This is a genomic window from Marinobacter sp. BSs20148 (assembly GCF_000283275.1).
Taxonomy (GTDB): domain Bacteria; phylum Pseudomonadota; class Gammaproteobacteria; order Pseudomonadales; family Oleiphilaceae; genus Marinobacter; species Marinobacter psychrophilus.
Genome location: NC_018268.1, coordinates 3646001 through 3660959, shown reverse-complemented (window position 1 = coordinate 3660959; position 14959 = coordinate 3646001). Strand labels below are relative to the sequence as shown.

Below are 14959 nucleotides of genomic sequence, written 5' to 3'. Positions count from 1 at the left end.
TGGGATGGACAACAGCCTTTATCAAAACCGCCGTTGTGCACGAGCAGCCTGCATAAGCTACACAGCGGGCATCAGTTTGCTTTTGGCCGCTGCTAGCGCATTGGGTGAGACCACTACCGACAGCAATTTGGATAGCAACGCCTGGCTACAACAGCCGGCGCTGTCTGCCCACCAGCTTGACGAGGCCAGTGGCCGCCAGGGCATTTCGTTGCAGTGGCAAAACAATAGCAGCAATCAGAATGCCAATGTCAGTGACAACGTGTTGGCTGGGCAGGTGATGACCGGCAATAACCTCATCAGCGGCGGCGCCTTTCAAAATATGAGCGGTGTGGCCACGGTTATCCAGAACTCTGGTAACCAGGTGGTTATTCAGGACACAACCCAGATTAACGTTCTTATTAACCGTTAAAAGGAGAAGGGCTATGACCGGAGGCATAGGTAGCATAGCGGTGTTGGCGACCCTGCTTCTGGTTTTCAGCCCCGCGGCCAATTCCGGCAGCGTGTTGATTCCGGGATTTACCGGCAGCGTTGAGGTGGCCGTCAAGAGTTTTCAGGCCCGCCGTTTCAGCTCGGTATTTCGCCAACAGTATGACTTCAGTTGCGGTTCCGCGGCGATCGCGTCGTTACTGACGTTTCATTACGAGCTCGAGGTGTCAGAGCAAGATGTGTTCAGCGGCATGTTCGCTGTATCCGATCCAGAGAAAGTGCAGCGTGAAGGCTTCTCTATGTTGGATATGAAGCGCTACCTGGCGCTTGAAGGTTATCAGGCAGACGGTTTTCGCCTGCCGCTCGATGGATTGCGCAAGGAAGTTCGGTTGCCGGTGATTGCTTTAGTCACGCTGGATGGCTATCGGCACTTTGTGATTATCAAAGGTATTTCCGCCAATGAAGTGCTGGTGGGTGATCCCGCGCGCGGTATGAAAGTGTATCCGCGGCACGAGTTTGAGCAGTATTGGGATGGCACGGCGTTCGTGATCCGCAGCCACCTGCAACAGGGGCGTAATTCGTTTATTACTGATGGCGCCTGGCCTTCGGTCGCAACCGCGCCTTTGGACCATGTTCAGGACGCACCGCCATTGGGGCATACACTGCCTTATTGGCCGTCGATGACGGAGTGGTGAATCTATGATGACGAACGTAAGTGTCGTGTTAAAACTGGCCACCATGCGGCGGGTCTTGGTGCTGGTTCTGGCTTTTCCGGTTGCACAGGCCCAGGCCACAGATTGGAGTTTGGTGTTGAGCGATGCTGAGCTTGCGCAAAAGCGCGGCGGATTTTTTCTCAACCGCTTTGAAATTGCCATTGGTCTGGAGCAAAGAGTGTCTGTGAATGGCGACCTGCAAGTCATCAATAGCTGGCGCATACCCAATATCAGTGACGTGGGCAGTTACGCCCAGGCTCTCAAAAATCTGCCTGTACTAAGCGACTTCAGCCGCGCTGGAGACGGCACACGGGTAACCAGCGGTGTACTCGACAACGGAAGCTGGATGACGTTGATTCAGAATAATGTGGACGGCGCGGTTATCCAGAATATGCAGCAACTGAATATTGAGCTGAACAACTTGGGGCAGACTTGGCGCCTGCCCCCTAATTTTCAGGATTCTATGCTGTCGCTACCGGGGCGTTAAGACTGCGGCGCCCTACAAACTTAGTGGCAACTTCAGAGTGATTTCGCTGTTGGGCGCGTTGTCGGTGACTCCCACGCTCACCGACAGGCTTAACGTTGTGCTGTTTGACAGCCGATGGGCTAGTCCGAAAGAGAGCGACCCCACCTGAATACGGTCAAAAGTAGCATCGAGCAAGTTGTTGTTCCTCTCGAAGGTGGTTTTACCGATCACCGAATGGTCATAGCCCAGACTGAATGAGGTGCGTTCGTTAAACGCGAAGCCCATTCCGAACCCGAAACGCACAATATCGCCGGGGTCAATAGTGCCACCGTTGGCCTGGCCCTCGTCTTCTTCCATTGTCCATACGTAGCTCAGGTTGCCAAAGAGCACCGCGGGATCGCTTGGGTAGATAAAGGAAAAACCTGGCTCGAATGACCAGAATCCCGAACCGGTGGGACGTTCTTTCAAGGTGACGCCAATGGGGTTGTTATTGTCGTCAAACAACGTGGTTTGCTCGACATCGTAGGGTCCTTCCCCCGTGGGCACGCGCGCACGGAATACGCCAATGATGTAGGGCCAGCCCTCCACACCGTCGTTTAGCTGATAGCGGGTAGACAGTTCAACGTCGCCCAAGCCATTACCTGATGACGCACGCAGATTGTCCACCGGCGTGCCGGAAAAGATGTCGCGTTCCCGCAGGTCTTCACTGATGCTAAGGTAGGGCACCCGGACTGCGGCTTCCAGGCGGCTGGTAAAGCCGTACTTCAACGACACGGCGCCCACAAAAGTATCGCGCTGTACTTCCGAAATATTGATCAGACCGATCAACAATGCGGGTATAACCGTGTAGCCCTCGATGGCCACTAGGGTAGAGCTGCTGTGGGAGTACGACAGCGATGGCTCAATGGTGAAGCGCTTGGGCCGGGTGACAATGCCGCGGTCCGAGGTGATCGACGCAATGCTGGTGGCTTGGTCCACCGGGGGCGGATTGGTGATACCGGCATTTTCCTGGGCGTACGCCGGTGTTATGGCCAGAGTAACAGTGAATATACATAGCCTTGGGGATGTCCACATGGGGGAATGCAAAAGGTGTGTCATACACAATCTCCTTCAGAGTCTTCATCTGGGTGTAAGGCGGTATGGTTGTGTTTTTCCAATAGGCGATAGAACGAAACGCGGGAAATAGCCAGCATGCGGGCTGCGGCGCTGATGTTGTGTTGTGCCAGATTCAGGCTGCATGACAGAGCGTGACGTTCGGCCTCGTTGCGAAACGCAGAGAGTGTCAGTTGTGAAGGGTTGCCGAGGGTTGGCAGCGCCGCTTGTAAGCCTAGGCTGCGGGGGCTGATGGTGGTGCTGTCGCTGAGCAGCCCGGCTCGGCGCAACCGATTTTGCAATTCGCGCAGATTACCGGGCCAGGTATGGTGTGCAAGCGCTGAGATGGCGGCAGAGCTGAGTTTTTTCGATGTTTTTTCTTGATTTAAAAGTAACAGGGCGAGGGTAATAACGTCGTCGGGGCGCTGCCGAAGCGCCGGCATATTAATAATCAGGCTGCCCAGGCGATAGAACACATCGCTCCGGAACTTGCCCTGGCGAACTAACTCATCAAGGTCTGAAGAACTCGTTGCCAGAATTCGTACGTCCACGATGAACGATGTTTTGCCTCCAATGCGCTCAAGCCGGCCTTCCTGCAAAAAGGGCAGCAACGCTGATTGCTGTTTCATGCTGAGCTCATCAATACCGGCCAGCAACACTGTGCCCCGGTGCGCGAGTTCCAGGCGCCCTGGATGGGTTTTCAGAGCGTGGGTGAAGGCGCCTTGTTCGTAGCCGAACAGCTCGCTTTGGGTCAAGGATTCTGGCAGCGCTGCGCAGTTAACAACCACATGAGGGCCATAGCCACGGCTGCTGTTTTTCTGGATAAAGTGAGCGGCGGCCTCTTTGCCGCTGCCGCTTTCGCCGGTGATCAACACCGGTTCGTCAACCGCAGCAAAGCGCCGGAGCAAGGCGCGGGTGTTGCAGATAGCGGGCGATGAGCCCGTCAGCACAACATCATTAAAATCAGGTCCGCGCCGGCTGATGTGGAAGCGGTCTGAGGTCTGTATTTGCAGCTCTGCCATGCCCCACAAATGCCCCAACATCGCTTTGAAGCGGCTCATATCCAACGGTGCCGAGTGGTAGTCAAAGCAGTAGCGGGCAATGAACCACTGGGTATCTGAACCCGGAGATGGATAGATGTTTACAATGGCAACCCAATAACGCAGTCCTAGAAACTCAATCCAACGATTAAAGTTAACGACATCGCTGACGTTGAACCGGCGCAGATCCGCCACGCCAACACGCGGGCCTGCACAGGACGGTGGCGCCAATGGCATATCGTCACTGGCGTTGATGGCGAACACCTGATACTCAGACCCAAATTCTGGTATGTCTGGTACGTGGGTTGATAGCCATATGAGTGTTCGGCACGGCGGCATGAAAACCTCCATTTCGTCACAACATAAGCCACACATCATGAACATTGGGTATTGCGTACAAAAACCCTATTCGTAGATGGCTGAAAATAAAACTTGAAGCATAAGGTGTGCCAGAGAACCTGCGAAGCGGGTTATCAGACAGTTAGCAGAATCATCTATTGCGTGAAAAAATCGGTGTGTAAAATTAGTTGACGCTTAGGCGGTGGAGGGCGGTTCGAAGGCATTCGGCGCGGAAGCTTCCCGCTCCATGATATGGCTTGCCAGGGCTACGCCGGTTTCGCTCATGGTCAGGTAGGCGTCGTTTGCGCCGGCTTCACGTATTTGGTGAGCTTCGTCCTGGAACATGGTGTGGGCCACAATGTAGCCGGTGAAACCCATGCGCCGCAGCATGCGGGCGGCAATCAGTTTGCCTTCAATGTCGGCCATGGCGAGGATCACTGAATGCACCTGGGGCATATGCAGATTGCTCCAGAAGGTGGTGTCTTCGGCATCGGCAAACACCACATTACGCCCTGCGACGCCGTGCTGGGTAATTTTGTTGGGGTCAGAATCCAGCCCGACCAGGGTCGGTTCGGTTTCGATCAGCCAGTCGTAGGCGGCGGTACCGGTACGCCCCATACCCAGGATGAGAACCTTGGCGTCAGATAGCGCCAAGGGCTGTTCGTCGGGGTGATGGTTGTTGGTTTCGTAGCCTTCCAAGCGGCTGGCAAAACGCTCGTAAAGGCTGTGAGCGATGCGATTCAGGGGCGCTGAAATGACAAACGACAGCGCCACGCTGATGGCCAACGGCACTATCCACTGGGGCAGGGCAATGCTGGCCACAATCAGGCCGAATTCGCTGTAGTTGGTCAGCGCCAGCGACGTTAGAAAACTGCTGCGCGCGCGCAGGCGGAACAGAATCATCAGGAAGAAAAACAGTATTCCTTTCAACGGTAGAATCAGGCTGGCAGCCAATGCAAACATCAATGAATGGGCGTCTGGCAGCCCGCCAATGCCGATTTGCAGGAAAAACCCCACCAGGAATATCTCTTTCACACTCCACAGAGATTTGGCCAGCTCCTGATTGCGTGGGTGATTGGCCAGCACCGCACCAAACAGCAAAGCACCAAGCTCGGAGCTCAAGCCCAAGGCTTCAAAGCCCAAGCCGCCCAATACCAGTGCTAAAAGCATGCCCAACAGCACCAGTAGTTCATCGTGGCCGCTGGCATCCAACAGGCGGAACAGCAATGGTCGCAATAGCGGCAGGCCGAACACAATCAAGGCCCATTCCGACGGCGTTTTACCCGCAGCCAGGCTCATTACGACCAGCGCGATCAAGTCTTGCATCACCAGAATGCCGATGGCTACGCGGCCATGGAAGGCGCGCAACTCGCGCTTACTTTCCAGCACTTTAGCGACCAGAATAGTGGATGAAAACGACAGCGCCGCCGCCAGCATGAAGGCAACGTACCAGGTAATATCCAAAATTAGATACAGCCCGGGAGTGAACACAAAGCAGGTTATGCCAAAGTGCAGCAGGCTACCGCCAATAACCTCGGGGCTGATGATGGTCTTGAATTTCAACTTCAAGCCCACCGTAAACAGCATCAGTAACACGCCCAGGTGGGCAATGTGGCCTAATACTTCGGTGGGCTCGGCAGAGATATTGGAACCCGGGAACGCCGTTAGTGCGCTGAGTGTGAAACCGGCCGCCAGATAACCCACCAGGGGTGGTAAATGAACCACCTTGACCAGCAGGCCAAGACCAAACGCAAAGGAAATCCATACAGCTTCAGGCATGAGAGGTTCTTTCAGGGAAAACGGATTATTATCACTATAAGGCTACCTTGTTTTTCTCGGTCGTTGAAGCCGATAACAACAGAGCCCGATGCTTGTTGGTGTTACCCGGCTTTTGGAGCATGGGATTTGGCAAACTCCAGGAATAGACGAGCTGACTCCTCCGGTGCTTCAATCATGGGCACGTGACCAACCCCGTCTAATACCTCCAGTCGTGCACCCGGAATGATGTCCACAAAGACTTCGCCGTTACGGTAGTCAATCACACGGTCTTCCTTGCCCCAGACGACCAGCACCGGGGCTTTGATGCGGGCAATGACAGTGCGGAAATCCGGTTCGAGGTCGGCGTCCCGGATGGCGGCAAAGATCACTTCATTTACGGTCTGATTGGCAAGAGCCTGGTCTTCCATAACCCCAAGAACGGGCCAGGGAATAAACGGCTTTTTCTCAAGAGCAAAATCCATCAAACGCTTGAAATCGCCGGGTTTTGAGGGGATAAGCGGATTGTCACCAGCGACGACTAAATCAAACAGCTCGCTCTCGTACTCAAGAATACCAGCCGGGTCGAACAGTACGGCGGTTTTGATCTGTTCCGGATAAGTGGCGGCATACAAAGCCGTAATAGCGCCGCCCATGGAGTTGCCCATCATGTGCATCTCGGCAATGTCCAGAGCCTGAAGAATACGGGCAAGATGAGCCACTTGCTGGTCCAGCCGATAACCGAGATCCAGCGGCTTGCTGCTTTCGCCGTGGCCCGGAAGGTCTATGGCATAAACGTTGAATTTATCGGTGAGCTCCCGGGCCATGCGGGTCCAGTTATCTTTGTTGGCACCGAAACCATGAACCATCACGATGGTATCACCGCTGTTCATGTCTGCGTTTCGCAGGTACGCAATGTCCAGTTCGCCCAAGGTGATGCTGGCGGCCTCAAGTCCGGCGGTGGAACGCTCGAAGCCGATAGCCTTTTGGTATATGTCCTGGCGGGAGCATGCGCTTAAAAGCACAATGGATAAGAGCAAGAAAAAGACGGTACAGGGTGACTTTTGCAGCATTTGAGCAGTTCCAGGCTGTTTGTGTGATGGGGCAGGCAAGTGAATTTATGTTACCCCATAAAAAAGCCCGGTCAACGACCGGGCTTTTGCTTAGGATGTCGCACTACGCCTGCTCGCGGGCTATGGCCCGATACGCAATGTCTTTGCGGTAAAATGCACCGTTCCAGCTTATCTTTCTGGCCAGCTTGTAAGCCCGTTGTTGGGCTTCGGTCACGGTATTGCCCAGTGCGGTTGCGCAGAGCACCCGGCCACCGCTGGTGACCACCCGGTTGCCATCCAGTTTTGTGCCGGCGTGGAACGCTTTTTCGCCCTCGGTTTCGGTTTCCGACAGGCCAGAGATGGCATCGCCTTTGCTGTAGCTGCCGGGATAACCCCCTGCCGCCAGAACAACACCCACGGCGGCCCGGGGGTCCCAATCGGAGCTGCACTGGTCCAGTTTGCCGTCAATCGCGGCCTGACACAGAGCCACCAGATCAGACTGCATACGCAGCATTATGGGCTGAGTTTCCGGATCGCCAAAGCGGCAGTTGAATTCGATCACTTTGGGAGCACCGGCAGAATCGATCATCAGGCCGGCATAAAGGAAACCTTTGTAGGGGTGGCCCTCGGCTTTCATGCCGCGCACGGTTGGGTAGATCACCTCATCCATAATGCGTTGGTGCACGATGGGGGTCACCACCGGGGCAGGGGAATAAGCACCCATGCCACCGGTGTTGGGACCGGTGTCGCCATCGCCCACGCGCTTGTGGTCTTGCGAGGTAGCCATGGCAAGCACGTTGTCGCCGTCGACCATGACGATGAAGCTGGCTTCTTCGCCGTCCAAAAATTCTTCAACAACCACGCGACTGCCGGCGTCGCCAAACGCGTTGCCCGCCAGCATATCGCGGACGGCTTCTTCCGCTTCGGCCAGAGTCATGGCTACAATCACGCCTTTACCCGCAGCCAGGCCGTCAGCTTTGACCACAATAGGCGCGCCTTGCTGGCGCACGTAGGCCAATGCTTCATCAACGTCGGTAAAGTTGCCGTAGGAACCGCTAGGGATTTTCTGGCGCGCCAGAAAATCTTTGGTAAAGGCTTTTGAGCCTTCTAGCTGCGCAGCGCCGGCGCTGGGGCCAAACACTCTCAGGCCACGCTCTTCAAACAAGTCTACAACACCGGCAACGAGTGGTGCCTCGGGCCCCACGATGGTCAGGCCAACGTTATTGCGGGCAGCGAAATCAGCCAAGCCGTTCAAATCCATCACATCGATGGCGACGTTTTCGACACCGGCTTCGATGGCGGTGCCGGCGTTACCGGGCGCTACGAACACGGTATCGGCCAGTTCCGACTGCGCGGCTTTCCACGCCAGGGCGTGTTCGCGACCGCCATTGCCAATAATCAGAATATTCATGATGCGGTCTCTACGGGTTAATGGCGGAAATGGCGCATGCCAGTGAACACCATAGCAATGCCGTGCTCGTTGGCAGCGTCGATCACTTCTTGATCACGCATGGAACCACCAGGTTGGATCACCGCGGTAATACCGGCAGCGGCGGCGGCATCAATACCGTCGCGGAACGGGAAGAAGGCGTCAGACGACATGACCGAGCCTTTTACTTCCAGGCCTTCATCGGCGGCTTTGATGCCGGCAATTCTGGCGCTGTACACGCGGCTCATCTGGCCTGCGCCCACGCCAATGGTGCGGCCCGCTCTCGCGTACACAATGGCGTTGGATTTGACGTATTTGGCCACTTCCCAGGCAAACAGTAAATCGTTCAGTTCTTCCTCGCTGGGCTGGCGTTGGGTGACCACTTTCACATCACTCATGGCAACCATGCCCAGGTCACGTTCTTGCACCAGTAAGCCACCGGTCACGCGCTTGTAATCCAATGCCGGGGCGCGCTCACCGTCAAATTCGCCGCAAGCCAGCAAACGCAGGTTTTTCTTGGCGGCTATCAGTTCTACTGCTTCGGCGCTGATACTGGGAGCGATGATCACTTCCACAAACTGGCGATCAATAATGGCCTTGGCGGTCGCTGCGTCCAGCTCGCGGTTGAAGGCAATAATGCCGCCAAACGCGGAGGTGGGGTCCGTGGCATAGGCCAGCTCGTAAGCTTGCAGAATGTCGGCACCAATGGCTACACCACAGGGATTGGCGTGCTTGACGATCACGCAAGCCGGGTCGGCGAAGGGTTTTACACACTCAAGCGCGGCGTCGGTGTCGGCCACGTTGTTGTATGACAGCGCTTTACCCTGGAGCTGGGTAGCGGTCGCCACACAGGCTTCTTTCGGGTTGCGCTCGGCGTAAAATGCGGCGCGCTGGTGCGGGTTTTCGCCGTACCGCATGTCCTGCACTTTCACAAACTGGGCGTTGAAGGTGCGCGGGAATTCGGCATTGTCGTTATCGGCGGTGCGTCCACCCAAGTAGTTAGCGATAGCACCGTCGTAGCCAGCGGTGTGCTCAAAGGCTTTTACGGCCAGGTCAAAACGCGTAGCAAAGGTCAGTTCGCCATCGTTACTTTCCAGTTCTTTCAATACCCGGCTGTAATCGCGGGTATTCACCACTATCGCCACATCTTTGTGGTTCTTGGCTGCCGCGCGAACCATGGTGGGGCCGCCAATGTCGATGTTTTCAATGGCGGTCGCCAAGTCGCAATCCGGATTGGCGATGGTGTCTTCAAACGGATAGAGATTCACCACCACCATGTCGATGGGGTCTATGCCGTGTTCGGCCATGACCGCGTCGTCGGTGCCACGGCGGCCCAAAACGCCACCGTGAATTTTCGGGTGCAGAGTTTTTACGCGGCCATCCATCATCTCCGGGAAACCGGTGTAGTCAGACACTTCGGTGACGGCGACGTTGTTTTCCTTAAGCACACGAAAGGTGCCACCGGTGGACAGCAACTCTATGCCGCGCTCGCTGAGCGCACGACCAAATTCAACAATGCCGGTTTTGTCACTGACACTGATCAGCGCACGACGAACGGGAGTATTTGCCTGATTTGCCATGGGTCACTTTCTTCCGGATCGAATGTCGGGTTTATAGCAGATCGTATTGCTTAAGCTTCTTGCGCAGGGTGCCGCGGTTCAGGCCTAGCATGGTGGACGCTTTGGTCTGGTTGTTGCGGGTGTACTTCATCACCTGCTCTAGCAATGGAGCTTCTACTTCTGACAGCACCAATTGATAAACCTCGGTTACCGGAGCGCCATCAAGCTGGGTGAAGTAGTTGGTCAGTGCAATTTCTACGCTGTCACGCAGGGTGACTGAGTTACCGCTGGTGCCAGCCGTTTGCAGTTGGTGAATGTCATCATTGGCGGATGCGTTCAGGGTGTCGTTTGCCAAAGTTTCAGCTTTCATGCTGCGAATACCTCTTCATTTCGTAAGCTTGCGAAATACTGTTGAACGCTGTCGTGCTGCTCCAGCGCATTGTCTATGGCGTTGAAGCTTTGCCGGAAGCGTTTGTCTTGGTCGTGGCTTTGCAAATACCAGCCCACATGTTTGCGAGCAATGCGCACACCCATGGTTTCTCCATAAAAATCGTGCAGTGCCAGCAGGTGCTCGCTCAGTATCGTTTCGACTTCGTCCAGCGGTGGCGGCTGCATGTGTTCGCCTGTTTCCAGAAAGTGCAGGATTTCCCGAAAAATCCAAGGCTGGCCCTGAGCCGCACGGCCAATCAGCAGGCCATCGGCTCCGGTGTATTGAAGCACTTCGCGCGCTTTTTCCGGGCTGGTGATATCGCCGTTGGCGAATACCGGAATGCCAACGTCGGACTTCACTCGGGCAATGGTGTCGTACTCGGCATTGCCCGTGTATTTGTCGGTGCGGGTGCGGCCATGAATGGCCAGCGCCTGAATACCGGCTTCTTCCGCCATGCGCGCAATAATCGGCGCGTTGCGGTGGCCTTCATCCCAACCGGTTCGCATTTTTAGGGTCACCGGTATGTCTACGGCGGCTACCACCGCCTTCAGAATCTGCAGCACCAGAGCTTCGTCTTTCATCAGTGCAGAGCCGGCCGCCTTATTGCACACTTTTTTGGCCGGACAACCCATATTGATGTCGATGATCTGGGCCCCAGACGCAGCGTTCATACGAGCCGCTTGCGCTAGCATCTGCGGATCTCCACCGGCAATCTGCACCGAGCGGGGCTCGGGCTCACCTTGATGATTCAGACGGCTGCGAGATTTCCGGGTGTGCCACATTTTGCTATCAGCAATCACCATTTCCGAAACTGCCAGCCCTGCGCCCATACGCCGACACAGCAACCGAAAAGGCCGGTCTGTTACACCGGCCATGGGCGCAACAATCAGCGGATTGGGCAAGGTATACGGCCCGATTTTTGCCGTTGGCAGCATGATCTGAATCCGTGTTACGGAAGTTAACGCAAGGCCTGAATATCGGTGAATTGTTCAATAATTGAACGGCCGCATTCCGGAGGGCGCTAATGATACCGCTGGTGCGGCCGCGATTGAAGAGGCAAAGCTGTGAAAATTTTGATTATTTTTCGTGCTTTTTGGTTGACTTTCGTGGGCTTGGCGAAAGCTCATAAGTTGAGTTCGGTCAGCGGGCTCGCGCAGGACTACTTGGCCTGTGAGCGAAAGTCGATGTTGTAGCTGACCGCCGTCTGTCCCGGGTCCTGGATAGCGATGGCTATGCGCACCGGGGTCTGCGGCGGCATTTCCCGCAACTGTGCGCCCTGGTCCGCCAGGTAATCTGCAGGGCTGAATACACGCTGTGTAACCTCCTGCCCGTTCAAATCTGCGAAGGTCAGAACAATGGCCGGAAACGGCTGTGCGAAGGCAGCACGGTTGATGATCACAGCGTCTACCACCAGTTCGCTGCGGTTAGCAGGGTTGGTTTTTACCACCAGTTTGCGGCTGTCTATGGCACTCATGTCTATCAGCGGTGGCAGCGTGCAACCGGCGAGTTCGCAGCCCTTATCGTAAAAAGGGCGCAACTGGGGAATTTTGGAGAATTTGTCAAACTGAACCCAAACCAACTGTGAGGCGATCACCCCCAGAATGGCCAGAACAATCAGTGACCAGGCCAGCGCCCGGATTTTTCCGCCGTGATTGCGCTGAACTGGAATGGGTTCTTGGCGAAGATTGCTGTAAAGCGTGTGCTGCGGTCGGGCGCCGCTCTCGGCGTAAATCTGATGCTCGGACGGCAACGGCAAGCTGTTGCTGGGTTGCGCCAGGCCTTGCGTTTCAATATCCGGATCTTCAGAGGGTGGTTGATTCTTGGGTGGTGCTGCTTCGACGGGATGGGCTGCTTTACCGAGCGGGGCGGGGCGCCTTGGGCTGTCGGGACGGCTGGCTTCATTCAAAATGGCTTGGGCCCAGCTTTCGTCCGAATCCACGTTTATATTGCTGCTGCTGTCGCGGTCATCGCTGTAAACACTCCGGTCCATGGAGCGAAAACTGTCGCTGAGCTCGTCTTCGGAAAACGTCATGTCGGATTTAATGTAAGCACCGTGGGCTGCATCTTCTTCCGGGTTGTCCGCAAACACCAGATCGTCGTCCGGATCCGGATTGATAGCCGGCTCCGGGGGTGCTGTAATAACAGGCTTTGGCTCTTTGATGCGATTTTCAAAGGCATTGAAAATCTTCATGCAGCTGCCGCAGCGCACTCGCCCCTTGGCAACCTCCAGTTGCTCCTCGGTTACCCGGAAACGCGTCTGGCAGTGTGGACACTGAGTTTGAAGGTTGCTGGAAGCCATTCTAAATCCTTGAATACAAAGAAACTGAATGCACGATCGTCTAGATCTTTGGCCTTACTGCTTAAGCAATTGTGGCGCTATAAACGGTGTCGTCGCCCTGTGAGCCGTATCCATTCACCCTGCTGTTCTGGTTCATCCATAATAAACCAGGGCTCATAAGCCTCCATCACATCGCGGGCCTGATGGTTGAGGATGCCAGACAGCACAATGTCGCCGCCTGGGCGGGTTTTCGCTGCCAGATGTGGCGCCAGTCCGATCAGTGGTTGAGCCAGAATATTGGCGAGTGTAATGTCGGCCAAGGCGTCGGGTTCGTCTTTTGGCAGATATAAAGACAGTCTGCTTTCGTCCACGTCGTTGCGGCGGGCGTTTTCACGGCTGGCTTCCAGCGCCTGAGGGTCGGTGTCGACTCCCATTACATGATCTGCACCCAGCAACAATGCGGCCAGGCCTAAAATGCCGGAGCCACAGCCATAATCGATCACCTGTTTGCCTTGTACATCAGCGCCGTCTAGCCACTGCAGGCACAGAGCAGTCGTGTCGTGGGTGCCGGTACCAAACGCCAGGCCCGGGTCGAGCAACAAATTGGCTGCATCTGGATCAGGCGCGTTGTGCCAGCTGGGTACTATCCACAAACGTTCGCCAAAGCGCAGCGGGTGGAAATCGTCCATCCAGACCCGTGCCCAGTCTTTATCTTCAACCAACGTTACGTCTATGTCCGCCAGACTCTGCTGGGTTTGCTGGTGCCAGGCGTCGCGGATGTTGGAACACAACTCGTTAATATCGTAACTGGACTGAAACAGTCCGGTTACGGTGGTTTGGCTCCACAAAGGTGTGGTGCCAAGGTCCGGCTCATACAAAGGCTGGTCAGCGGCGTCTTCCATCGACACCGCATCGGCACCCATTTCCATCAACACGTCTTCAAGTTGATCGGCGTTGTCTGGGTCAGCCGGAATCTTCAGTTGTATCCAGGGCATATTGCTTTCCGCATTGTCGACGCAGGACTCAGTCCCGAATCAGCTTTTCAAGGTAATGAATGGTGAAGTCTACCTGTTTAAAACCGCTATCGCGCACCAATCTGCGGTGCAGCGGCTGATTGGTTTTAATGCCTTCAACCACCATCTCGTCAAGGGCGTTTTTCATGCGCCGACGCGCCATTTCGCGGTCGTCACCCCAAGTGATCAGTTTGGCGATCAGGGAATCGTAATAGGGTGGTACGGTGTAACCATTGTAGATGTGCGAATCTACCCGCACACCGTTACCGCCGGGAGCGTGAAAGTGCTTCACTTTACCAGGGCTGGGCACAAAGGTTTGCGGATCTTCTGCGTTGATTCGGCACTCGATGGCATGCCCGGTAATCTTGATGTCGTCCTGTGTGTACTGCAACGGCAGGCCGCTGGCGATACGCAGTTGTTCGCGCACGATATCTACGCCGCTCACCATTTCTGATACCGGGTGCTCAACCTGCACGCGGGTGTTCATTTCGATGAAATAGAAACCACCGTCCTGATACAGGAATTCGAAGGTGCCGGCACCCACATAGCCAATTTCCTTACAGGCATCAACACACGCTTTCAGTGTTTTTTCCCGAGCTTCGGGGTCAATACCCGGCGCTGGCGCTTCTTCCAGCACTTTCTGGTGACGGCGCTGGAATGAGCAGTCGCGGTCGCCCAAGTGAATGCAGTTGCCGTGCATATCTGCCAGTACCTGAACTTCCACGTGGCGCGGGCGCTCAAGGAATTTTTCAAGATACACGGTCGGGTCGCCAAACGCGTTGCGCGCTTCGGTCTGGGTAATCTGTACGGCCCTGAGCAATGCGGCTTCTGAATGCACCACCTGCATACCGCGACCGCCGCCGCCCGATGCGGCTTTAATAATCACCGGGTAGCCAATTTCTTTAGCGACTTTCAGCGTCAGATCGTCGTCTTCGGTCAGCGCGCCGTTAGAACCCGGAACGGTGGGTACGCCGGCACTGATCATGGCGTTGATGGCCGACACTTTGTTGCCCATCAGCCGAATGGTCTCGGCTCTGGGGCCGATAAAGCGGAACCCGCTTTTTTCGACCTGCTCGGCAAAGTCGGCGTTTTCCGCCAAAAAGCCGTAACCGGGGTGGATGCCTACCGAGTCAGTTACTTCCGCTGCGCTGATAATAGCCGGGATATTCAGGTAGCTGTCAGTCGGGCTGTTGGGGCCGATACAGACGGTTTCATCGGCTAAGCGTACGTGCATCAAGTCGCGGTCGACCTGAGAGTGCACGGCTACGGTTTTGATACCTAATTCTTTACAAGCGCGCAAAATTCGCAGGGCAATTTCACCGCGGTTTGCGATCAATACTTTTTCTAACATGGCCATGGCTCACAAT

Annotated in this window: 14 protein-coding genes; 3 read left to right on the top strand and 11 right to left on the bottom strand. The window is 55.5% G+C overall.

Annotation, left to right across the window (positions count from 1 at the left end):
* Positions 1-4 precede the first annotated feature (4 nt).
* Genes MRBBS_RS20145 through MRBBS_RS16735 form a run of 3 tightly spaced genes read left to right on the top strand, consistent with a single transcriptional unit; the run spans position 5 to position 1626 of the window.
* Positions 5-409 (top strand): hypothetical protein, encoded by a 405-nt coding sequence (locus MRBBS_RS20145; protein ID WP_014872778.1) that lies wholly within the window; start codon positions 5-7, stop codon positions 407-409.
* A gap of 13 nt (positions 410-422) precedes the next feature.
* The gene (locus tag MRBBS_RS16740; RefSeq protein ID WP_014872777.1) at positions 423-1121 is read left to right on the top strand and encodes a C39 family peptidase; all 699 of its coding nucleotides are present in this window, start codon (positions 423-425) and stop codon (positions 1119-1121) included.
* Positions 1122-1125: 4 nt separating this feature from the next.
* A complete protein-coding gene (locus MRBBS_RS16735; protein WP_014872776.1) occupies positions 1126-1626 on the top strand; it encodes a hypothetical protein in 501 nt (166 codons plus the stop codon).
* A 12-nt stretch (positions 1627-1638) separates the two neighbouring features.
* On the opposite strand, the gene MRBBS_RS16730 is transcribed toward MRBBS_RS16735, so the two are convergent.
* The 11 genes from MRBBS_RS16730 to accC all read right to left on the bottom strand — a co-directional run bounded on the left by MRBBS_RS16730 (position 1639) and on the right by accC (position 14949).
* The gene (locus MRBBS_RS16730; protein WP_014872775.1) at positions 1639-2703 is read right to left on the bottom strand and encodes a transporter; all 1065 of its coding nucleotides are present in this window, start codon (positions 2701-2703) and stop codon (positions 1639-1641) included.
* Complete coding sequence (locus MRBBS_RS16725) at positions 2700-4076, bottom strand: sigma-54 dependent transcriptional regulator (RefSeq protein ID WP_014872774.1); 1377 nt, start codon at positions 4074-4076, stop codon at positions 2700-2702. The genes MRBBS_RS16730 and MRBBS_RS16725 overlap by 4 nt, the downstream gene beginning before the upstream one ends.
* A gap of 195 nt (positions 4077-4271) precedes the next feature.
* Positions 4272-5855, bottom strand: a complete 1584-nt coding sequence (locus tag MRBBS_RS16720) for a cation:proton antiporter family protein (protein WP_014872773.1) — start codon at positions 5853-5855, stop codon at positions 4272-4274.
* A gap of 101 nt (positions 5856-5956) precedes the next feature.
* Positions 5957-6904 (bottom strand): alpha/beta fold hydrolase, encoded by a 948-nt coding sequence (locus MRBBS_RS16715; protein ID WP_014872772.1) that lies wholly within the window; start codon positions 6902-6904, stop codon positions 5957-5959.
* A gap of 103 nt (positions 6905-7007) precedes the next feature.
* On the bottom strand, positions 7008-8294 hold the full coding sequence (gene purD / locus MRBBS_RS16710; protein WP_014872771.1) for a phosphoribosylamine--glycine ligase: 1287 nt from the start codon (positions 8292-8294) through the stop codon (positions 7008-7010).
* Positions 8295-8311: 17 nt separating this feature from the next.
* Positions 8312-9892: a bifunctional phosphoribosylaminoimidazolecarboxamide formyltransferase/IMP cyclohydrolase gene (gene purH / locus MRBBS_RS16705; RefSeq protein WP_014872770.1), complete on the bottom strand. Its 1581-nt coding sequence runs from the start codon at positions 9890-9892 to the stop codon at positions 8312-8314.
* 31 nt (positions 9893-9923) lie between these two features.
* Positions 9924-10241, bottom strand: coding sequence for a DNA-binding transcriptional regulator Fis (fis, locus tag MRBBS_RS16700; protein ID WP_014872769.1), 318 nt, complete (start codon positions 10239-10241; stop codon positions 9924-9926).
* Complete coding sequence (gene dusB / locus MRBBS_RS16695) at positions 10238-11236, bottom strand: tRNA dihydrouridine synthase DusB (protein WP_014872768.1); 999 nt, start codon at positions 11234-11236, stop codon at positions 10238-10240. Before dusB ends, fis begins: the two co-directional genes overlap by 4 nt.
* A gap of 224 nt (positions 11237-11460) precedes the next feature.
* Entirely contained in the window at positions 11461-12600 is a 1140-nt protein-coding gene (locus MRBBS_RS16690; protein WP_014872766.1) for a DUF3426 domain-containing protein, read from the bottom strand.
* A gap of 77 nt (positions 12601-12677) precedes the next feature.
* Positions 12678-13574 (bottom strand): 50S ribosomal protein L11 methyltransferase, encoded by an 897-nt coding sequence (gene prmA / locus MRBBS_RS16685; RefSeq protein WP_014872765.1) that lies wholly within the window; start codon positions 13572-13574, stop codon positions 12678-12680.
* Positions 13575-13602: 28 nt separating this feature from the next.
* Positions 13603-14949 carry an acetyl-CoA carboxylase biotin carboxylase subunit gene (gene accC / locus MRBBS_RS16680; RefSeq protein ID WP_014872764.1) on the bottom strand — a complete coding sequence of 449 codons (1347 nt, stop codon included), beginning with the start codon at positions 14947-14949 and terminating at the stop codon, positions 13603-13605.
* Positions 14950-14959: the final 10 nt, after the last annotated feature.